Annotated in this window: 19 protein-coding genes; 16 read left to right on the top strand and 3 right to left on the bottom strand. The window is 73.1% G+C overall.

Annotated elements, in window-relative coordinates:
- Positions 1–138 precede the first annotated feature (138 nt).
- The 12 genes from pdxS to LCD35_RS11190 all read left to right on the top strand — a co-directional run bounded on the left by pdxS (position 139) and on the right by LCD35_RS11190 (position 12805).
- Entirely contained in the window at positions 139–1044 is a 906-nt protein-coding gene (gene pdxS, locus LCD35_RS11245) for a pyridoxal 5'-phosphate synthase lyase subunit PdxS (RefSeq protein WP_225044139.1), read from the top strand.
- Positions 1045–1208: 164 nt separating this feature from the next.
- The gene (gene pdxT, locus LCD35_RS11240) at positions 1209–1838 is read left to right on the top strand and encodes a pyridoxal 5'-phosphate synthase glutaminase subunit PdxT (RefSeq protein ID WP_224956196.1); all 630 of its coding nucleotides are present in this window, start codon (positions 1209–1211) and stop codon (positions 1836–1838) included.
- Positions 1839–1884: 46 nt separating this feature from the next.
- Positions 1885–2637 (top strand): YebC/PmpR family DNA-binding transcriptional regulator, encoded by a 753-nt coding sequence (locus LCD35_RS11235; protein ID WP_224956195.1) that lies wholly within the window; start codon positions 1885–1887, stop codon positions 2635–2637.
- A gap of 86 nt (positions 2638–2723) precedes the next feature.
- Positions 2724–3230: a DUF4262 domain-containing protein gene (locus tag LCD35_RS11230; protein WP_224956194.1), complete on the top strand. Its 507-nt coding sequence runs from the start codon at positions 2724–2726 to the stop codon at positions 3228–3230.
- Positions 3231–3362: 132 nt separating this feature from the next.
- Positions 3363–3950, top strand: coding sequence for a crossover junction endodeoxyribonuclease RuvC (gene ruvC, locus LCD35_RS11225; RefSeq protein WP_224956193.1), 588 nt, complete (start codon positions 3363–3365; stop codon positions 3948–3950).
- Positions 3947–4549 carry a Holliday junction branch migration protein RuvA gene (ruvA, locus tag LCD35_RS11220; RefSeq protein WP_225044138.1) on the top strand — a complete coding sequence of 201 codons (603 nt, stop codon included), beginning with the start codon at positions 3947–3949 and terminating at the stop codon, positions 4547–4549. The genes ruvC and ruvA overlap by 4 nt, the downstream gene beginning before the upstream one ends.
- Complete coding sequence (gene ruvB / locus LCD35_RS11215; protein WP_224956191.1) at positions 4546–5655, top strand: Holliday junction branch migration DNA helicase RuvB; 1110 nt, start codon at positions 4546–4548, stop codon at positions 5653–5655. Before ruvA ends, ruvB begins: the two co-directional genes overlap by 4 nt.
- Positions 5656–5898: 243 nt before the next feature.
- On the top strand, positions 5899–6315 hold the full coding sequence (gene yajC, locus LCD35_RS11210; RefSeq protein ID WP_224956190.1) for a preprotein translocase subunit YajC: 417 nt from the start codon (positions 5899–5901) through the stop codon (positions 6313–6315).
- 644 nt (positions 6316–6959) lie between these two features.
- The gene (gene secD / locus LCD35_RS11205; RefSeq protein ID WP_224957014.1) at positions 6960–8546 is read left to right on the top strand and encodes a protein translocase subunit SecD; all 1587 of its coding nucleotides are present in this window, start codon (positions 6960–6962) and stop codon (positions 8544–8546) included.
- Positions 8543–9763 carry a protein translocase subunit SecF gene (gene secF, locus LCD35_RS11200; protein WP_255614726.1) on the top strand — a complete coding sequence of 407 codons (1221 nt, stop codon included), beginning with the start codon at positions 8543–8545 and terminating at the stop codon, positions 9761–9763. Before secD ends, secF begins: the two co-directional genes overlap by 4 nt.
- Positions 9763–10305, top strand: coding sequence for an adenine phosphoribosyltransferase (locus LCD35_RS11195; protein ID WP_224957012.1), 543 nt, complete (start codon positions 9763–9765; stop codon positions 10303–10305). Before secF ends, LCD35_RS11195 begins: the two co-directional genes overlap by 1 nt.
- Positions 10306–10492: 187 nt before the next feature.
- Entirely contained in the window at positions 10493–12805 is a 2313-nt protein-coding gene (locus LCD35_RS11190) for a bifunctional (p)ppGpp synthetase/guanosine-3',5'-bis(diphosphate) 3'-pyrophosphohydrolase (RefSeq protein ID WP_224957011.1), read from the top strand.
- Between the two features lie 3 nt (positions 12806–12808).
- On the opposite strand, the gene LCD35_RS11185 is transcribed toward LCD35_RS11190, so the two are convergent.
- Positions 12809–13993, bottom strand: a complete 1185-nt coding sequence (locus LCD35_RS11185; RefSeq protein ID WP_224957009.1) for a cytochrome P450 — start codon at positions 13991–13993, stop codon at positions 12809–12811.
- Positions 13994–14111: 118 nt separating this feature from the next.
- Positions 14112–14855 carry a peptidylprolyl isomerase gene (locus LCD35_RS11180; protein ID WP_224957008.1) on the bottom strand — a complete coding sequence of 248 codons (744 nt, stop codon included), beginning with the start codon at positions 14853–14855 and terminating at the stop codon, positions 14112–14114.
- 169 nt (positions 14856–15024) lie between these two features.
- Between LCD35_RS11180 and LCD35_RS11175 the strand changes: the two genes are divergently transcribed.
- From LCD35_RS11175 to LCD35_RS11165, 3 genes are read left to right on the top strand one after another with little or no spacing between them, the layout of a single operon-like run.
- Complete coding sequence (locus tag LCD35_RS11175; protein WP_224957007.1) at positions 15025–15702, top strand: MBL fold metallo-hydrolase; 678 nt, start codon at positions 15025–15027, stop codon at positions 15700–15702.
- A gap of 34 nt (positions 15703–15736) precedes the next feature.
- Entirely contained in the window at positions 15737–17002 is a 1266-nt protein-coding gene (hisS, locus tag LCD35_RS11170) for a histidine--tRNA ligase (RefSeq protein WP_224957006.1), read from the top strand.
- Positions 16999–17649, top strand: a complete 651-nt coding sequence (locus LCD35_RS11165) for a hypothetical protein (protein WP_224957005.1) — start codon at positions 16999–17001, stop codon at positions 17647–17649. The genes hisS and LCD35_RS11165 overlap by 4 nt, the downstream gene beginning before the upstream one ends.
- A 63-nt stretch (positions 17650–17712) precedes the next feature.
- Here the strand turns inward: LCD35_RS11165 and LCD35_RS11160 are convergent, their stop codons facing one another.
- Entirely contained in the window at positions 17713–18897 is a 1185-nt protein-coding gene (locus tag LCD35_RS11160) for a YibE/F family protein (RefSeq protein WP_308011235.1), read from the bottom strand.
- A gap of 988 nt (positions 18898–19885) precedes the next feature.
- On the opposite strand from LCD35_RS11160, the gene LCD35_RS11155 reads away from it, so the two are divergent.
- Complete coding sequence (locus LCD35_RS11155) at positions 19886–20314, top strand: NUDIX domain-containing protein (RefSeq protein ID WP_308012553.1); 429 nt, start codon at positions 19886–19888, stop codon at positions 20312–20314.
- Positions 20315–21043 lie beyond the last annotated feature (729 nt).

Genomic DNA, 21043 nt, shown 5'->3' with positions numbered 1-21043 from the left:
CCGTTCACCGGCGCCGATCGCGAAGTGGACTACTGAGAACAGGGGTAAGTGGACCGTGGAAGTGGTCCAGTTGCGGCCTAGCGTCGGAGGGGAGAGCGCGGCACGCCGCCGCGCCGGACCCCCGAGGGAAGGCAGACCGTGACCGACACCGCAGCCACCGCCCAGGCCACCGGCACCGACGGAGTGAAGCGCGGCATGGCGGAGATGCTCAAAGGCGGGGTGATCATGGACGTGGTGACCCCGGAGCAGGCGAAGATCGCCGAAGCCGCCGGGGCCGTCGCCGTGATGGCCCTGGAGCGGGTCCCGGCCGACATCCGCGCCCAGGGCGGCGTCGCCCGCATGTCCGACCCGGACATGATCGAGGGCATCGTCCAGGCCGTCTCCATCCCCGTGATGGCCAAGGCCCGCATCGGCCACTTCGTCGAAGCCCAGGTGCTGCAGTCCCTCGGCGTCGACTACATCGACGAGTCCGAGGTGCTCACCCCCGCAGACGAGGCGCTGCACATCGACAAGTGGAACTTCACCGTCCCGTTCGTCTGCGGCGCCACCAACCTCGGCGAGGCCCTGCGCCGCATCGCCGAGGGCGCCGCCATGATCCGGTCCAAGGGCGAGGCCGGCACCGGCAACGTCGTCGAGGCCACCCGGCACATGCGCTCCATCCGGGCCGAGATCCGCAGGCTCGGACAGCTCGACGGAGAGGAGCTGTACGCGGCGGCGAAGGAGCTGCGCGCCCCGGTCGCCCTGGTCAAGGAGGTCGCCGCCGCCGGGAAGCTCCCGGTCGTGCTGTTCACCGCGGGCGGGCTCGCCACCCCGGCGGACGCGGCGATGATGCGCCAGCTCGGCGCCGAAGGCGTCTTCGTCGGCTCCGGCATCTTCAAGTCCGGCGACCCGGCCAAGCGCGCCGAGGCGATCGTGAAGGCGACGACCTTCTACGACGACCCGGACGTGATCGCGAAGGTGTCCCGCGGGCTCGGCGAGGCGATGGTCGGCCTCAACGTCGACTCCCTCCCGGCGGACCAGCGCTACGCCCAGCGCGGCTGGTGACGCGGCCCCGGACCAGGTGAACGGCCCATTCGACCGGGCAGCGCGGTCGAGTGGGCCGCTCGCGCCGTCGGGGAGGCGGGCACCTCGCCGGAGCGCAGGTGGGCGGCCCATCGGGTCGGGGCCGGTCGAGCGGCCCCGCCGAACTCAGGAACGGAGAACTCGTGATGGATGGTGCGGCGGCTCCCGTCATCGGCGTGCTCGCCCTGCAGGGCGGCGTCGCCGAACACCTCGGCGCCCTCGACCGCAGCGGCGCGGTCGCCAAACCCGTGCGCAGGCCCGAGGAACTCGCGGACCTGCACGGCATCGTGCTGCCCGGCGGGGAATCGACGACCACGAGCCGGTTGTTGCACTCCTTCGAGCTGTTCGAACCGCTGCGGCAGCGGATCGCCGACGGCCTGCCCGCCTACGGTTCCTGCGCGGGCATGGTGCTGCTGGCCGGTGAGGTGCTGGGCGGTGCCGAAGCGGGCATCACGCCGCTCGGCGCGCTCGACATGACCGTGCGGCGCAACGCGTTCGGCAGGCAGGTCGATTCGTTCGAGGCCGACCTCGACTTCGCCGGGGTCGACGGCCCGGTGCACGCGGTGTTCATCCGCGCCCCGTGGGTGGAGCGCATCGGCCCGCAGGTGCGGGTGCTGGCCGAGGTCACCCCGCGCGCATCAGGCGACCCGGCCGCCGCCGGTAGGATCGTCGCGGTTCAGCAGGGGCGCGTGCTCGCCACCAGCTTCCACCCGGAACTGGTCCACGGCGACGAGCGCGTGCACCGGCATTTCGTGCAGACCGTTCGCGCAGGCTGAAGGCCCCGGGGTCTCGCCTGCGACGGCGTGGAAAGACGGAGGAAAGATGAGCGGCCACTCCAAGTGGGCCACCACCAAGCACAAGAAGGCCGCCGTCGACGCCAAGCGCGGCAAGCTCTTCGCGAAGCTCATCAAGAACGTGGAGGTCGCGGCGCGGACCGGCGGGGGAGACCCGGACGGCAACCCGACCCTCTACGACGCCATGCAGAAGGCGCGCAAGAACTCGGTGCCGGTCGACAACATCGAGCGCGCCCGCAAGCGCGGTGGCGGCGAAGAGGCCGGCGGCGCCGACTGGCAGACCCTGATGTACGAGGGCTACGGCCCGAACGGCGTCGCGGTGCTGGTCGAGTGCCTCACCGACAACAAGAACCGCGCCGCGGGCGAGGTCCGCACCGCGATGACCCGCAACGGCGGTTCGATGGCCGACGCGGGCTCGGTGTCGTACATGTTCTCCCGGCGCGGCGTGCTGATCGTGCCGAAGAACGGGCTCACCGAGGACGACGTGCTCGGCGCGGTGCTGGAGGCGGGCGCCGAAGAGGTCAACGACCTCGGCGAGAGCTTCGAGGTGCTGTGCGAGCCGACCGACCTGGTCGAGGTCCGCAAGGCGGTGCAGGCGGCCGAGATCGAGTACGACTCCTCGGAGCTGAGCTTCCTGGCCTCGGTGAACGTCCCGCTGGACGCGGAGGGCGCGCGCAAGGTCTTCAAGCTGATCGACGCGCTGGAGGACTGCGACGACGTGCAGAACGTCTACGCCAACTTCGACGCCTCCGACGAGGTCATGGCGGAGCTGGACGCCTGATCGGCGCGCGGGACGCGCCGGCACCCGGCGGCGCGGCCCGCGCCACCGGTCCCCGGGGCTCCCCCGATCGGATGAGAATCGGCAGAATGGCGCCCGTGGCGGAGACGGAAGAGCAGCTGCGGCAGTGGTTGGTGGACACCGCGGAGCGGCACGGCGCCGCCGTGGTGCACGTGGCGGCGGACGACAGCGGTGCCGCCCACGCGTTCTCCGTCGGGGCGTGGCGACGCTTCGGCAAACCCGAGGTCGTGGTGATCGGCCTGCCCCGGGACGTGGCGCAGGCGGTGGTGGACACCTACGTCGCGCGGGTCTCCGGCGGCGAGCGGTTCAGCCCCGGGCAGCTGTACGCGGGCTTCCTGGAGGGCTGCCCGGTCACCTTCGAGCGGATCGCGAAGCGGCACTACCCGGAGTACCTGGGCAGCGCGTTCGCCGTCTACAAGGGAGCGGACTTCCCGGCGGTGCAGCTGATCGTCGCCGCGCCGGACGGCACCTTCCCGTGGCAACCGGACGCGCCCGGCGGGTTCGCCGAGTACCAGCCGGTGCTGACCGAGAGCGGCGCCCCGGAGCGGTGGACGCCCGGCGTCGACGGCCCGTGACCGCGGGGGCGGTGCGGCGCGCGGCGCGCGGACGGGTGATCATCGGGTGTGTCGTGCGCGGGTGCGGGGCCGCGCGGGCGCTAGAGTGTCGAACGGGTGTTCCCGGGTGAGCTGAAGGCCGAGGAGGAAGTCGTGCGCGTGCTGGGAGTCGACCCCGGGCTGACCCGCTGCGGGATCGGCGTGGTGGACGGCGGCCGGAACCGGCACATCTCCTGCGTCGCCGTCGGCGTCGTGCGCACCCCGCCCGGTGACGAGCTGCCCATGCGGCTCAAGGCGGTCGCCGACGCCGTCGAGCAGTGGATGGACGCGCACCAGCCCGAGGTGGTGGCCATCGAGCGGGTGTTCAGCCAGCACAACGTGCGCTCGGTGATGGGCACCGCCCAGGCCTCCGGGGTGGTGGCGCTGGCCGCCGCCCGCCGCGGGCTGCCGGTCGCGTTCCACACGCCGAGCGAGGTCAAGGCCGCGATCAGCGGCTCCGGTCGCGCGGACAAGCGGCAGGTCACGCTCATGGTCACCAAGGTCCTCGGGCTCAGCGAAGCACCCCGGCCCGCCGACGCCGCCGACGCGCTCGCCCTCGCCATCTGCCACCTGTGGCGGGCGCCGATGAGCTCGCGGCTGGCCGCGGCGGAGGCGAAGGCCGCGGAACTGGCCAAGGCGCACCGGCAACGGCTGCGGGACGCGCGGCGTCCCCCGGCAGGCAGAGGAGACCTCACAGGATGATCGCTTCGGTACGCGGGCCGGTGCTCTCGATCGGGCTGGACCACGCCGTGATCGACGTGGGCGGCCTCGGGCACGCCGTGCACGCCACGCCCGCCACGCTCGCGGGGCTGCGCCGCGGCGAGGAGGCGCTGCTGGCGACGACGCTCGTCGTGCGGGAGGACTCGCTGACCCTGTACGGCTTCGCCGACCCGGAGGCGCGCGACCTGTTCGTGCTGCTGCAGACCGCGTCCGGGGTGGGGCCGCGGCTGGCGCTGGCGACGCTGGCGGTGCTCTCGCCGGACCAGCTGTGCCACGCGCTCGCGGACGGCAACCTCACCACGCTCACCCAGGTGCCCGGCATCGGGAAGAAGAGCGCCGAGCGGCTGATCCTGGAGCTGCGGGACAAGGTCGGCACCCTCGCCGGGAACGGCTCCGGCGAGCTGCCCGGCGCCCCGGACCGCGGCCGGCTCCGCACCGAGGTCGCCGAAGCGCTGGTGGGTCTCGGGTTCTCCGCGAAGCAGGCCGAGCAGAGCGTGGAAGCCGTGCTCGCCGCCGATGGCGCGCCCGCCGACACCTCCGCCGTGCTGCGCAAGGCGCTGGCCGCGCTGGGCCCGCGATGAGCGCTCCGCACGAGGACGAGGACCCGCACGCGGGACTCCTGCCCGGCCAGCTCCCGGCCCGGCAGGCGCTGCCCGGCGAGGCGCCGCTGGACCCGCAGCAGGAACCGGCCGAGCAGGACGTGGAGAGCACGCTGCGTCCGCGCAGGCTCAGCGAGTTCGTCGGCCAGCCCCGCGTGCGCGAGCAGCTGCAACTGGTGCTGCACGGCGCGCTCAACCGCCGCGAGCAGCCCGACCACGTGCTGTTCTCCGGCCCGCCCGGGCTCGGCAAGACCAGCCTCGCGATGATCATGGCGGCGGAGCTGGGCTCCGCGATCCGGGTGACCTCGGGGCCCGCGCTGGAACGGCCCGGCGACCTGGCGGCGATGCTGTCGAACCTCGCCGAGGGCGACGTGCTGTTCATCGACGAGATCCACCGCATCGCCCGCCCCGCCGAGGAGATGCTGTACCTGGCGATGGAGGACTACCGGGTCGACGTCGTGGTCGGCAAGGGCCCGGGCGCCACCAGCATCCCGCTGGAGATCGCGCCGTTCACGCTGGTCGGCGCCACCACCCGGTCCGGGACGCTGACCGGCCCGCTGCGGGACCGGTTCGGGTTCACCGCGCACATGGAGTTCTACTCGCCCGCCGAGCTGGAGCTGGTGGTGCGCCGCTCCGCCGGGATCCTCGGCGTGGACCTGCGCCCGGACGGTGCCGTCGAGATCGCCCGCCGCTCCCGGGGGACGCCCCGCATCGCGAACCGGTTGCTGCGCCGGGTCCGCGACTACGCGGAGGTGCGCGCCGACGGCGCGGTCACGCTGGAGGTGGCGCGGTCCGCGCTGGAGGTCTACGACGTGGACGAGTTCGGCCTGGACCGGCTGGACCGCGCGGTGCTCTCGGCGCTGGTGCGCTCCTTCCACGGCGGTCCGGTCGGGATCACCACCATCGCGGTCGCGGTGGGGGAGGAGCCGAGCACGGTCGAGGAGGTCTGCGAGCCGTACCTGGTGCGCGCGGGGATGCTCGCCCGCACCTCGCGCGGCCGGGTCGCGACCGTCGCCGCCTGGCAGCACGTGGGCCTGACCCCGCCGCCGCACGCGCCGGGCGAATCGCAGGCCGTGCTGTTCGAGTAGCGGCCGCCGCGGGGCGGTTCCGGCGGCAGGTGGGCTGTGAGACCGGCCACCCCGCGGGCGATAGGCTGCGCGGCGTCGACGGCCCCGATGGCCGCCGCCGGAGCCCGGTTCGGCCCGCGTGGCCAGTGGGCGGCGGCGCGCCCATCGACACGGCTGGCACACTGGAAGCGCTACATCCGAACAATTCGGGCGCCCCGGCTGGTGGTCGGGCGAATCCCACGGCGTCCGCCGAAACGGAGCATGATGTCTTTCGAATCCTTGTTTCTGCCGCTGCTGATCGTGCTGCTGGCCGTGCCGATGTTCTTGCAGGCGCGCAAGCAGAAGCGGGCCGTGCAGGAGCAGCAGAAGCTGCAGAACTCGCTGACCGCGGGTGACCGGGTGATGACGACCTCCGGGCTGTTCGGCACCGTGGTGTCCAGCGCGGACGACAGCATCGACCTGGAGATCGCGCCGGGCGTCGTCACCACCTGGGTGCGTGCCGCCGTCCGCGAGAAGGTCACCACCGAGGAGGCCGCCGAGGCCCCCGCGACCGAGCAGGACGAGGCCGCCCCGGCGGCCGAGGCGAAGGAGGCCGAGGGCGAGCAGAAGGACGCCACCGAGGCGACCTCCGAGTCCTCCGCGCAGATCGCCGAGCCGATCGAGAAGCAGAAGACCAGCTGAATCCGGTACGGCCGGTGACCGCACCGGCCGGCCGCCGCGTTCCCGGACCGGCCCGACCGCGGGCCGTCCGGCGGCGCCGTCCGCGGGCGGGCCCACCCCGCACCCCGCGCCGGCGCGGCCCCCCCCCCCGCCCCCCCCCCCCCCCCCCCCGCCCCCCCCCGGCCGCGGCCCCGCCCCCCCCCGCGGGGCGGCGCGGGGGGGGGGGGGCGGGGGCCGCCCCCCCCCCCCCCCCCCCCCCCCCCCCCGGCCCGCCGCGCGCCCCGGCGCAGCCGCGCGCACCTCCCCGGCACGCCCGCGTTCCGCCGAGCAGCCGAAGTGGACCTCCGCCGAGCACCGGCGTGGCGGGTTTACGAACCGCGCCGAACTCCGCCGGTCCGCGCCCGACTCGGGCGATATCCCCAGTTCGCGGCCCCGCGCGGCCGCCCCTCGCGTCCGTCCGCACCACCCGCCTGGCAGACTGGTCGCGGGCCTTCCCAGATCGTGCGGCGTGCTCGTGCTGTTCGGGCGCGTACTGTGATCAACGGCCGTTCCGGGGACACCTGGAGCGGCCGATCATCCGGGGCATCAGATCGCGGGCGCTCCGCCCTGCGCGTGCCGATGTCCCGCCCGCATTCCGTAGACAGTGGACAGGAGACCGACGCACCGTGGCACCTCCGGCCGGGCAGATCCGCCCAGGGCGTTACCTCGCGATCTTCGCGCTGATCGTCGTGGCGTTGTACGGATTGGTATTCCTCACCGGCGATCAGAAGCCCGACCCGAAGCTGGGCATCGATCTCCAGGGCGGCACCCGGGTGACGCTCACCGCGCGCACCCCGGACGGCCGGCCGCCGACGCAGGAGTCGCTGACCCAGGCGCGCCAGATCATCGAGACCCGCGTCAACGGCATGGGCATCAGCGGTTCCGAGGTGAACCTGGACGGCTCCAACCTGGTGATCACCGTGCCCGGCGAGGGCGGCGACCAGGCCAAGCAGCTCGGCCAGACCGCGGAGCTGAGCTTCCGCAAGGTCGTGCCGAACATGGTGGCGCCCGCGCAGGCCCCGCCGCCGCAGCCGGGCCAGCCCTCCGGGACCGCGCCGCAGGCCGCCCACGCCCAGCAGCCCGCCGACCCGGAAGCCCAGCAGGCGGCGATCGACGAGGCGAAGAAGACCCGGCAGAGCACCGACCCGAACGTGCAGATGCAGGCCCTCGCGGCCCTGGACTGCAACGCCGAGGACCCGCTGCGCGGCAACGCCGACCCGAAGCTCCCGCTGGTCGCCTGCGACCAGCAGAAGGCGCAGAAGTACGTGCTGGAGCCGGTGTTCATGGAAGGCACCGACATCGCCAACGCGGCGGCCCAACCGCCGAACCAGCAGGAGCCGAACTGGACGGTGAGCCTGGACTTCACCGCCGACGGGGGCAAGCGCTGGGCGGACTTCACCTCCGCCAACGTCGGCCAGCAGGCCGCGTTCGTGCTCGACGGCGAGGTCGTCTCCGCGCCGACGATCAACGTGGCGCTGCTCGGCGGCAACGCCTCCATCAGCGGCAGCTTCAACCAGCAGTCCGCGACGGACCTGGCCGACGTGCTCAAGTACGGCTCGCTGCCGCTGGCGTTCGACCAGTCCGAGGCCGAGACGGTGTCGGCGACGATGGGCGTCGCCGCGCTGGAGGCCGGTCTGATCGCCGGTGGCATCGGCCTGCTCCTGGTCGCGGTGTACTGCCTGGCCTACTACCGGTTGCTCGGCGTGCTCACGGTGCTGTCGCTGGTGCTCTCCGGCGGCATCGTCTACGGCGTGCTCGTGCTGCTCGGGCGGTGGATCGGCTTCACCCTCGACCTGGCGGGCATCGCCGGGTTCATCGTCGCGATCGGTATCACCGCCGACTCGTTCATCGTGTTCTTCGAACGGCTCAAGGACGAGATCCGCGAGGGCCGGACGTTCCGCTCCGCGGTGCCCAGGGCGTGGACCCGGGCGCGGCGCACCATCCTGTCCGCCGACGCGGTGAGCTTCCTGGCCGCGGCCGTGCTCTACGTGCTCGCGGTCGGCCAGGTGAAGGGCTTCGCGTTCACCCTCGGCATGTCGACGGTGCTCGACCTCGTCGTGGTGTTCCTGGTGACGCACCCGCTGGTGGCGCTGGCGTCGAAGAACAAGTTCCTGTCCAAGCCCTCGGTGTCCGGCCTCGGCGCGACGCAGCGCTACGCCGCCCAGCAGCGCTCCGCGCGCTCCCGGGGTGCTTCCAGCGCGAAGGAGGCCTGACGGTGGTCATCCACAGCACCGCCGGCGACGGCGGAAACCGGCGCGCGAGCGTCTTCGAACGCCTCTACATCGGCAACGGCGCCTTCGACATCGTCGGCAAGCGCATGCGCTGGTACGTGTCCCTCGGGCTGCTGGTGCTGGTGTGCATCGGCGCGATGGGCCTCAAGGGCTTCAACCTGGGCATCGACTTCGAGGGCGGCACCAAGCTGCAGGTCCCGGCCGTCGGCGCGCAGGGCCCGATCAGCGAGGACCAGGTGCAGGAGGCGTTCACCGAAGCGCTCGGTCACCCGGCCGAGACGGTGCAGCTGGTGGGCACCGCGAACAGCCAGACCATCCAGGTCCGCACCGAGTCGCTGAACACCGCGCAGGTCTCCGAGGTCAAGGAGACGATGTTCCAGCGGCTCCAGCCGCTGGGCGCCGACGGCGAGCCGAGCCCGGCCGCGGTCAGCGACAGCGCGGTCAGCGGCACCTGGGGCGGGGAGATCACCCAGCAGGCGCTGCTGGCGCTGGGCGTGTTCCTGGTGCTGGTGACGGTGTTCCTCGCGTTCTACTTCGAGCGCTGGATGGCGGTGGCGGCGCTGATCGCGCTGCTGCACGACGTGGTGGTCACCGCGGGCATCTACGCGCTCACCGGCTTCGAGGTCACGCCGAGCACGGTGATCGGCCTGCTCACGATCCTCGGGTTCTCGCTGTACGACACGGTCGTGGTGTTCGACAAGGTGAAGGAGAACACCCGCGGGCTGCTCGGCCTGACCCGCCGCAGCTATCCGGAGGCCGCGAACCTCGCGGTGAACCAGACGCTGATGCGCTCCATCAACACCTCGGTGATCGCGCTGCTGCCGGTGATCGGCCTGCTCGTGGTCGGCGCCTGGCTGCTGGGCGTGGGCGTGCTGCGGGACCTGGCGCTGGTGCAGCTGGTCGGCATGATCGCCGGTGTGGTGTCGTCGATCTTCCTGGCGACGCCGCTGCTGGTGGACTTCAAGATGCGGGACCGCCGGTACCGGCAGCAGGCGGCGAAGGTCGCCCAGCGCCGGGAGCGCGGTTCCGCGAAGGAGACCGGCGAGCCTTCGGACGAGCAGGCCGAGGAGGGCTCGGAGCGGACCCTGGCCGGCGCGTCCAGCGCCGCGGGCAAGCGCGCCGCGCGCTCCGACGCCCCGCAGAACCGGCGGCGGCCCGCGGGCAAGTCCAGCCGCCCGACCGGGAAGAAGCGGCGCTGATGGCGGGATCGGACGGCGTGCGGGTGCTGCACCCCGCGCTGGAGCAGGCGGCGCGGCTGATCCGCGAGGTCCCGGACTTCCCGGAGCCCGGAATCCTGTTCCGCGACATCAGCCCGCTGCTGGCCGACGGGGAGGCGTTCGCGGCGGTCGTGACCGCGCTCGGTGACGGCCTGGAGTTCGACGTGGTGGCCGGGGTCGAGGCCCGCGGCTTCCTGCTCGGCGCCGCCGTCGCGCACGCGCGCGGCACCGGGGTCGTGGGCTTGCGGAAGCCGGGCAAGCTGCCGGAGGTCGCCGACCGCGTGGACTACCAGCTGGAATACGGCTCGGCGAGCCTGGAGCTCCCGGCGGCCACCATCAGTGCTGGTCAGCGGGTTCTCGTGGTGGACGACGTGCTGGCCACCGGCGGCACGCTGCGCGCGGCCTGCGAGCTGCTCGGCCGCGCCGGCGCGAAGGTGGTGGCCTCGTCCGTGGTGTTGGAGCTCACGGCGCTCGGCGGCCGGGACCGGATGGATTCGGACGTGCAGGCGCTGCTGGCGGTGTGAGGATCTTCGGCCCGGCTGATCGGTCCTGGTGAAGTTTTCCCGTCGACTCGAAGCTGAGAGTGACCGTTCAACGTTTCGGGGGACGGCCGGGGAAGGGTGATAGCCCGAACGGCGTTATTCTCGATGCCCGGGTCGTGACCACTTCAAGATCCGGGTGCAACGTCCCCTCCATGCCCGGGAGCGCGCGGTGAGCCAAGACGTCGAGTCTCCTGCCCCAGCAGCAACCGAGCAGGTGCGTCCCGCCTCGGCGACCAGGCGGGTGCGCGCCCGCTTGGCCAGACGGATCACGGCGCAGCGCGCCGCGGAGGTCAAGCAAGTGCTCGAACCGCTGGCCGCGGTGCACCGCGAGCTGCACCCGCACGCGGATCTGGCGCTGCTGCAGCGGGCCTACGACGTGGCCGAGGACAAGCACAGCCACCAACGCCGCAAATCGGGTGACCCGTACATCACCCATCCGCTGGCCGTCGCCACCATCCTGGGTGAGCTGGGCATGGACACCACGACGCTGGTGGCGGCGCTGCTGCACGACACGGTCGAGGACACCGACTACTCGGTGGAGCACCTCAGCGCGGACTTCGGCGACGAGGTGTCGCACCTGGTCGACGGCGTCACGAAGCTGGACAAGGTGAAGCTCGGCGCTGCCGCCGAGGCCGAGACCATCCGCAAGATGATCATCGCGATGGCCCGCGACCCCCGCGTCCTCGTGATCAAGCTGGCCGACCGGCTGCACAACATGCGCACCATGCGCTTCCTGCCGCCGGAGAAGCAGGCCCGCAAGGCCCGCGAAACCCTCGAAGTGCTCGCGCCGCTCGCGCACCGGCTGGGCATGGCCACCATCAAGTGGGAGCTGGAGGACCTGGCCTTCGCCATCCTGCAGCCGAAGAAGTACGACGAGATCGTGCGGCTCGTCGCCAACCGCGCCCCGTCCCGGGACACCTACCTGCGCACCGTCACCGACGAGCTGTCCGGGCAGCTGGAGACCGCGCGGCTGGCCGCGAAGGTCGAAGGGCGCCCGAAGCACTACTACTCGATCCACCAGAAGATGATCGTCCGCGGCCGCGACTTCGACGACATCCACGACCTGGTGGGCGTGCGGATCCTCGTCGACGAGGTGCGCGACTGCTACGCCGCGATGGGCGTGGTGCACGCGCTGTGGCAGCCGATGCCCGGCCGGTTCAAGGACTACATCGCCCAGCCCCGCTTCGGCGTCTACCAGTCGCTGCACACCACCGTCATCGGTCCCGAGGGCAAGCCGCTGGAAGTGCAGATCCGCACCAGCGAGATGCACCGCACCGCCGAGTACGGCATCGCCGCGCACTGGCGCTACAAGGAGACGAAGGGCCGCAACGGCAGCGGCGGGCAGGCCGGCGTCGAGGTCGACGACATGGCCTGGATGCGCCAGCTGCTGGACTGGCAGCGGGAGGCCGCGGACCCGGGCGAGTTCCTGGAATCGCTGCGCTACGACCTCGCCACCCGCGAGATCTTCGTGTTCACCCCCAAGGGCGATGTGATCACGCTGCCGTCCGGGTCGACGCCGGTGGACTTCGCCTACGCGGTGCACACCGAGGTCGGGCACCGCTGCATCGGCTCCCGCGTCAACGGCCGGCTGGTCGCGCTGGAACGCAAGCTGGAGAACGGCGAGGTCGTCGAGATCTTCACCTCCAAGGCGGAGGGGTCCGGGCCCAGCCGGGACTGGCTGTCGTTCGTCGCCTCGCCCCGGGCCAAGGCGAAGATCAAGCAGTGGTTCGCGAAGGAACGCCGCGAAGAGGCCATCGAGCACGGCAAGGAGGCGATCACCAAGGAGATCCGGCGGCTCGGGCTCCCGGTGCAGCGCCTCGTCACCGCCGACTCCATCGCCGCCGTCGCCCGCGAACTGCACTACGTGGACGTCACCGCGCTGTACGCGGCGGTGGGGGAGCGGCAGGTCTCCGCGCACCACCTGGTGCAGCGGCTCGTCGCGCTGATCGGCGGCGTGGAGCAGGCCGAGGACGAGATCGCCGAGCGCTCCACCCCGTCCACCGTGCAGCAGCGCCGCCGCAGCACCGGCGACTCCGGGGTCGTGGTCAAGGACGCCGGGGACGTGTGGTCCAAGCTCGCCCGCTGCTGCACCCCCGTGCCGGGCGACGAGATCCTGGGCTTCGTCACCCGCGGCGGCGGGGTCAGCGTGCACCGCACCGACTGCACCAACGCCGACGACCTGCGCAAGTCGCCGGAGCGGCTGGTCGAGGTGTACTGGGCGCCGTCCTCGTCCTCGGTGTTCCTGGTGGCCATCCAGGTGGAGGCGCTGGACCGGCACCGGCTGCTGTCCGACGTGACGAAGGTGCTCGCCGACGAGCGGGTGAACATCCTGTCCGCCTCCGTCACCACCTCGAAGGACCGGGTCGCCGTGAGCCGGTTCTCGTTCGAGATGGGCGACCCGAAGCACCTCGGCCACGTGCTCAAGGCGGTGCGCAACATCGAAGGCGTCTACGACGTTTACCGGGTCACCTCGGCGGCGTGAAGGTCAGGCCGTGATGTCGATCCGGTCGTAGCCGCGGAGGGCGAAGGCGGCCGAGCGGCGGGGGCGCTCCAGCAGGGCGAAATCGGGGAAGCGGGCGGCGAACTCGGCCAGCACCACCCCGATCTCCAGCCGGGCCAGCGGTGCGCCCAGGCAGTAGTGCATCCCGATGCCCAGCGCCAGGTGCGGGTTCGGCGTGCGGGTCAGGTCCAGCTCGTCCGGTGCCGCGAACGCGGTCGGGTCCCGGTTCGCCGCGCCCAGCAGCACCACGACCTTGTCGCCCGCCTCGACGCGGGTCCCGGCCAGCTCCACCGGGCGCACGGCGGTGCGCTCGAACAACTGGTTCGGGGTGTCGTGGCGCAGCAGCTCGTCCACGGCGGTGGCGACCGCGTCCGGCCCGAGCCCGCGGAACAGGCGCCACTGCGCGGGCCGGTCGTGCAGCGCGACGACGGCGTTCCCGATGCCGTTCACGCTGGCCTCGTGCCCGGCCATCAGCAGCAGCGCGCACGTCGCCACCAACTCGTCGCGGTCCAGCGCGCCGGTGCCGACGAGCGCGCTGAGCGGGTCGACACCGGGGTGCGCGCGGCGGTGCTCGACGTGCTCGGTGACGTGCCCGCGGAACTCGCCGGCGGCCAGCTCGGCGTCCCGGCGGCCCGCGTCGTCCAGCTCCGGCTCGTACATCCGCACGATGCGGTTCGACCAGTTCCGCAGCAGCGGGCCTTCGGCAGGCGGGAAGCCGAGCAGCGCGGCGATCACGTCCACCGGCACCGGCCCGGCCAGCGCGGACATCAGCTCGGCGCGGCCGTGCTCGTCGATCTCCGCGCGCAGCCGGTCCAGGCGCGGGCGGACGAGCTCGGTGGTGGTGGCGCGCATCGCGGCCACGGCGCGGCGGTGGAACAGCGGGGCGACGGCGGCGCGCAGCCTGCCGTGCAACCGCTCGTTCTCCAGCATGCTCAGCCGGTGCAGCGCGTTGAACGCCTCGAACTCGGCCAGCGGAACCCGGTCCACCCACACCCGCCGCAGGTCGCGGTGGCGCAGCACCGCCGAGCACAGCTCGTGCGAGACGGCGACGTGCGCGCCCCACGCCTCGTGCCGGTGCAGCGGTCCCCGTTCGCGCAGCGCGCGGAAGACCGGGTACGGGTCCGCGACGAAACCGGGATCGGCCGGGTCCAGCGCCGCCACGTCGATCACCTGCGCACCTCCGATCGGACCGAGCCTAGGCGTCCCGGACGCGTCCGAGTAGGCCCGGAACGGCGAAGGGCCGCGGAACCGTCCGGTCCCGCGGCCCTCCGCAGACGTCGCGAGCGGGTCAGGCGACCTTCGCGCTGTCGATGTGCACCGGCAGCTTCGGCTTGCCGTCGCCCTGACCGGTGTCGTCACCGGCCGCGGCCACCTTGTCCACGACCTGCAGGCCGGGCTCGCCGACGGTACCGAACACCGTGTAGTTCGGCGGCAGCTGCGAGTCGCCGTAGACGATGAAGAACTGGCTGCCGTTGGTGTCCGGCCCCGAGTTCGCCATCGCCAGCGTGCCCCGCGGGTACGTCGGCTGGGAGTCGACCTCGTCGGCGAACGAGTAGCCGGGGCCACCGGAACCGGTACCGGTCGGGTCGCCGCACTGCAGCACCTTCAGGCCCTCAGTGGTGGTCAGCCGGTGGCAGTCGGTGTCGTCGAAGTACTTCGACTCCGCCAGGTGCGCGAAGTTGTTCGCCGCGCACGGGGCCTTCGCGTGGTCCAGCGTCACCGGGATGTCGCCCTGGCCGGTGCTCAGCGTCACCTGCTGGGTCTTCGGCGCGTCGGCACCCGGGGACTCCGGCGGGTCGACCGGCTTCGCCGCGGGCTGGCCGGGCGTCGGCTGGTAGGTGCACGTCGGCGCGGCCTCCGACTCACCGCTGCTGTTGATGAAGTACACGACGCCCGCCACGGCCAGGATGACCACCAGCACCGTGGCGCCGAGGGTCATCATCCGACGTCGCTTCGCCTGCTCCGCACGCCGCTCCAACTGCCGTTCGAGCTTGCGCTTGGCGTTCTGGCGACGTTGTTCGTTGCTCGGCACCTGCTCCCTCCCCGGGGGCTCCGACACGATCAGGACACCTGGAGTTTATGGGCCGCCCGGTTCCACGGAACCGGCAGACCGTGCGGGACGATGTTCTAGGCTGAACAGGCCACGGCCCGCCCGTCCGCGGCGGTCGATGATCTCGTGTTGGACGACGAAAGGCGCACGCGTGCTGGTGCTCGGGTTCCCCGCCGGACCTCTGCAGGCGAACTGCTACCTGCTCGCCGCGGGCGACGGCGCGGACTGCGTCATCGTCGACCCCGGCCAGGAGGCGACCGAGGCGCTCGACGAGCAGCTGCGCGAACACCGGCTGAACCCGGTGGCGGTGCTGCTCACCCACGGGCACTTCGACCACGTCTTCTCCGCGGGCGAGGTGTGCCGCGCGCACGACGTGCCCGCGTGGATCCACCCGGCCGACCGGTACATGCTCACCGACCCCGCCGCCTCGATGGGCCCGCAGGGCGCGGAGCTGTTCGCGGCGCTGCCGCCGCTGGTCGCGCCCGGCGACGTCCGGGACCTCGGCGACGGCGACGTGCTGGAGCTCGCCGGGCTCGACATCGGCGTCACGCACAGCCCCGGCCATACCGGCGGGTCGGTGCTGTTCGGCGTCGGCGCGGACGAGGGCGGCCGGCTGCTGCTGGCCGGGGACACCCTGTTCGCCGGTGCCATCGGACGCACCGACCTGCCCGGCGGCGACCACTCGACGATGCTGCACACGCTGCGCACCCGCATCCTGCCGCTCGTCGACGACACGGTCGTCCTGCCCGGCCACGGACCCACCACCACCATCGGTCGCGAGCGCGCGAGCAACCCGTTCCTGCAGGACCTGGTTTCCGCCGACCGGTGACCCACCCCAGCTTGAGGACAGCGAAGCACCCCTGATGAGCACCTTCACCGCCCCCAAGGGCATTCCCGAGTACTACCCGCCGGAGTCCGCCGGGTTCCTGGCCGTGCGCGACGCGCTCGCCGACGCGGCCCGTCGCGCCGGGTACGGCCACATCGAACTGCCCCTGTTCGAGGACACCACCCTGTTCGCGCGCGGCGTCGGCGAATCGACCGACGTGGTCAGCAAGGAGATGTACACCTTCGCCGACCGCGGCGGCCGCTCGGTCACGCTGCGCCCCGAAGGCACCGCGGGCGTGATCCGCTCGGTCATCGAGCACAGCCTCGACCGCGGGCAGCTCCCGGTGAAGCTGCAGTACGGCGGCGCGTTCTTCCGCTACGAGCGGCCGCAGGCCGGGCGCTACCGGCAGCTGCAGCAGGTCGGGGTGGAGGCCATCGGCGTGGACGACCCGGCGCTGGACGCCGAGGTGATCGCCATCGCCGACGAGGGCTACAAGCGGCTCGGCCTCACCGGCTACCGCATCGAGCTCAGCTCGCTCGGCGACGCCACCTGCCGGCCGGACTACCGCGCGAAGCTGCAGGAGTTCCTCGGCAGGTTGCCGCTGGACGAGGCGACCCGGCAGCGCGCCGAGCTGAACCCGCTGCGGGTGCTCGACGACAAGCGGCCCGAGGTGCGCGAGCTGGTCGCCGACGCCCCGCTGATGGTGGACCACCTCTCGGCGGAGTCGAAGGAGCACTACGAGCAGGTCAAGCAGCACCTGGCCGACCTGGGCGTGGGCTTCGTGGAGAACCCGCGGCTGGTGCGCGGCCTGGACTACTACACCAAGACGACCTTCGAGTTCGTGCACGACGGGCTCGGCGCCCAGTCCGGCATCGGCGGCGGTGGCCGCTACGACGGGCTGATGGCGGAGCTCGGCGGCGCGGAACTGTCCGGCATCGGCTTCGGCCTCGGCGTGGACCGCACGCTGCTGGCCTGCGAGGCCGAGGGCATCGAGGTCGGGGACCGCACCCGGTGCGACGTGTACTGCGTGCCGCTGGGCGAGTCCGCGAAGCGGCGCCTCGTCACCGTCGCCGCTGGTCTGCGCGACGCCGGGGTGCGCACCGATATCGCCTACGGCGGCAAGGGGCTCAAGGGCGCGATGAAGGCCGCCGACCGCTCCGGTGCCCGGTTCGCGCTGGTGCTCGGCGAGCGCGACGTCGAAGCGGGCAGCGCGCAGCTCAAGGACCTCGGCAGCGGTGAGCAGCGGTCCGTGCCGCTGGACGAGCTGGTGCCCCAGGTCGCCGCGGCCGTGGCGGAGCTATGACCGAGCCCGCGGACGTCCCGGCCGAGACCGTCGAACTGGACCTGCTCGACCGGGCCACCGTGCGCAAGCGCGCCCGTAACGTGGTGATCGCCGCGCTGGTCGTGGCCGCCGCGTTCGGCGGCGTCGTCGGCCTCGTCGCGGGCCCGGCCGGGTTCGCGGTGGGCGCGGCGGTGGTGGCGGTGCCGCTGCTGCTGCTCGCGCTCGGTGAATCCCGCAAGACCACGTGGCTGCGCGGCGGCGAGGTCTCGGTGCGCGCGCTCGGCACCCGGACGGTGGACCTGCGGACGGCGGACCGGCTCGACCTGGTGATCACCGACGTGCGCGGGATGCGGACGGTGAGCCTGCTGGTCGGCGGACCGCCGAAGGGCAAGGCCGTGTCGGTGGCGCTGGCCATGTACGCGGGCACCGGCGGGCGCGAGCTCGGCGTGCTCGCGCTGCGGCGCATCGCCGACGCGCTGGCGTCCATCGGGGACACGCACGCGCTGGTGCTCTCCGAGCTGGTCGTGGCGCAGCTGAAGTCCGAGGCCAGGGGCGACGGAGCGGCGGCCCGCCCGCTGTACCGGCTCGCCTCGCTGGCTCCGCAGGGGCGGATGGCGCAGAAGCTGAACCCGCAGGCCGTCGCCGGTTTCGTCACGACCCTGGACTGAGCGGCTCCGCCCGGGTGCACGGCCCTCGAACGGGGTTCGCGCACCCGGGCCACTCGCCGGTGCTCAGGCCGTCGGCGGCTGCGGGCGGGAGCGGTGGTGGACACGGGACGTGGCGCTCTCCGCCGCCGCGGCACCGGCCCGCTCGGCCGCGCTCGCGCGGTCGGCACCACCGGTCTCCCTGGCCGCGACGAGCGCCGCGATCAGCGTGGTGATCGGCACCGCGGCGACCAGGCCGATGCTGCCCACCAGGGTGCGCACCACCTCCTGGGCGACCGCCTGGGTGCTGATGATCTCCCCGAAGCTGCGGCCCGACAGCGAGTACGCCAGCAGCAGCGGCAGCGACGCACCCGCGTAGGCCAGCACCAGGGTGTTCACCGCCGAGGCCACGTGGTCCCGCCCGATCCGCAGTCCCGCCTGGTAGAGCTTCCGCCAGCCCATCGACGGATCGGCCCGCTGCAGCTCCCACACCGCGCTGGTCTGGGTGACCGTCACGTCGTCGAGCACGCCCAGCGCGCCGATCACGATGCCCGCCAGCAGCAGGCCGCGCGCGTCGATCGGCGTGCCCAGCGCGGCGATGAGGCTGGAGGTGTCGTCGTCCAGCCCGGTCAGCTGCGTCGTCGCCGAGAACAGCGCGCTGAGCCCGCCGATCAGCGCCAGGCTCAGCAGCGTGCCGAGTACCGCCGTCGAGGTGCGCGCGGAGAACCCGTGCGTCAGGTACAGCACCACGAACATGATCAGGCCGGAGCCGACCACGGACACCAGCAGCGGGTTCTCCCCGGCCAGGATCGCGGGCAGCACGAACCCGATCAGCACCACGAAGCTCAGCACCAGCGCGCCCAGCGCGGCCAGGCCCTGCCAGCGCCCGAGCAGCAGCACCGCGACCGCGAACACCAGGCCGAGCACCAGCAGCGGACTGCCGCGCTGGAAGTCGACCACCTGGAAGGACGATTCCTCCTCCGGGTTGGCGCCCGCGTAGGACAGCACCACCCGGTCGCCGACGGCGAACCGCGGAGTGCCGGGTTCGACGGGCATCACCTGGGCGATGGTCCGGCCCGGGGTCGGCCCGTCCGACATCCGCACCTGGAGGGTGACGCAGCCGCCGGTGTCGCCGCAGCCGCCCGCGGCGGAGGCCACGACCTCGCCGTTCACCGGGTACTGGCCGAGGCCCAGGTCGGCGCCGGTGCGCTGCTGGTGGCCGAACGGGTAGAGCAGCGCGGTGCCGATGATCGCGGCGAGTGCGAACGGCACCAGGGCGATGGCGAGCAGGCGCTTGACGGTGCGGGAGGCGGGAGGACCGTCGTGTCCGTGTCCGTGTCCGTGTCCGTGTCCGTGTCCGTGTCCGTGTCCGTGTCCGTGTCCGATGGCGGTGGCGCCGGTGCTCGGGCCGGGGTCGCCCGCGGCCGGGGGCGTCGTCCCGCCGCCCGCCGCGGGAGCGGCGTGGGCTCCGGTCCGCTCGGTCTCGGCCCGGTCGCCCGGTGGGCGGCGCCGCGCGCGCGGTCGGCCGGGGTCAGCACCGCCGCGTTCGGCGTTCCGCCCGGGAGAGCCGCGTCCGGGAGTTCCGGCCCGTCCGGGATCGCCGTCCGGCCTGCGCTGCCCGCCGCGTCCGGGTTCGCGGGCGCCGGGTCCGGCGCCGCCGGGCTGGCCGCTCGCGGAGTCGCCGCCGGGTTCGTCGCCCCCGGGTCGGCCGCCGCGACCCGGTTCGTCGGGTCGCCGCCGCCGGGCGCGCGGTCCGGTCGCGTCGGGATCGGCCGGGCGGCCCGGTGGCGCGGGCTGCGGTCCACCGGGTTCGCCGGATCGGGGCGCGGGCCGCGATCGGGGGCCGGGCGGCGGGCCGCCTTCGTCCGCTCCGGGGTGGCGCGGGGGCCGAGGTCGGCCGGGTCGAGGTCGGCGATGCTCTCCGCCGCCGGGAGGCCCTGCTGGAGGCACGTCGGTCACCCGCCAATCGTATGGGGTGCTCCCGGAGCCGCACCGGCTCTCCGCCGCGACGCGATCACCGCAGCGCACGAGCCGTGGACGCGGTTCGACCGGGTGAGCCGAACTCCTGGACGGCGGATGTGCTCGGCTCGAACCCCGGCGTGCCGTTCCGCTGGACGATCAACCCCTACCGGGCTGCTCGCAGGCTGGCGATGCTGACGCCGACCACCGGCCTGGACGGGGCGATGTCGGTCGCACGAGGTCGGCAACGGTGGGCGACGTCGCTCCATCGACGTGCTGAGTCGCGGGCCGGAGCAATGAGATGATCGGGGCCATGTCGCTGGTACCCGGAGGACCCCTCGTAGGCACGAGCGCGATCGTGGTGGACAGGGGGTGCGTGCTCCTCGGGCGACGGCGCGGCGCGCATGGAGCCGGAACGTGGTCGTTCCCCGGTGGCAAGGTCGACGCGGGGGAGGCGCCGGAGCACGCGGCAGCCCGCGAGCTCGAAGAGGAAACCGGCCTGCGCGCCGGTCGGACGACACCGATCACCTGGACCAACGACGTCTTCCCCGCAGACGGCGTGCACTTCGTGACCTTGCACTACCTCGTCGAGGCGTCGGGTCGACCCGAGGTCCGCGAGCCGGACAAGATCGAGCAGTGGAGCTGGCACGCCTGGGACGGACTTCCCACTCCGCTGTTCGCCCCCGTTGCCGCTCTCGTGGCGACCGGCTGGTGCCCGCCGCGCACCTGAGACGCAGGCCCGGCTCGGGTGGAAATCCTCCGTCCACGCGGCTGGAGCGCCCGGGACGGCACCCCCGAGCTGCCGGCCGGGACCGGGAGGCCGCGGGACCGAGTCGACGCCGCCGACGGTGCGCTCGGCCGCGCGCCGATCGGTCGGACGACGGGTTCCGCCTGGTGGCGGGTGGTGCGAAGTGGCACGGGTGCGGCGGTGCGGCGATCAGCTCGTGCTGCTGCGAACCGGCGCGCCCTGGCGGGCAGAGGTCTGGTCCAGCTTCGGCGGGAATGGGCGCCGGCGGTGAATCCGCTGTCGTGGGACTCGCGTTCGCCACGCCTTCTCGGCGGCTTTCCGAGGACGCGGATCGGGATTGAAAATCGTTGTCGAAATACCTACTAAAGTTGGTCCGCCGGACGGATTTCTCGCGCGTGAACTATTCGTGCACCGCGCGGAAATCCCTGGTCGCCAATTCATTTCAACAGGAAGGCGACTACTCTGGGTGTCGGACGCTGAACGACCGAACGAGTGATCGGAGTAGGCGTGCAGCTCGGCGCGAACGCCGGTGGCCGGTTCCGGGCGCCGGGGTGCCGCCGGGCCGACCCGTCCGGCGCAGTCGGGCCGCCGCGGCCGCTCGTCCGGACGCGCCGCGGGAACCGGCGACCGCCGGTGCCGCACCGGGACCACGCCCCGGACGTGCTTCGACGGCCCGCCGGTGGAACCGGGGGCGGTCGGGGAGCGCGGGTG

This window comes from Saccharopolyspora sp. 6V (assembly GCF_020176785.1).
In the GTDB taxonomy this organism is placed as follows: Bacteria; Actinomycetota; Actinomycetes; order Mycobacteriales; family Pseudonocardiaceae; genus Saccharopolyspora_C; species Saccharopolyspora_C gregorii.
Note: the sequence above shows the minus strand (reverse complement) of the source record. Positions and strands in the feature narration are given on the sequence as shown.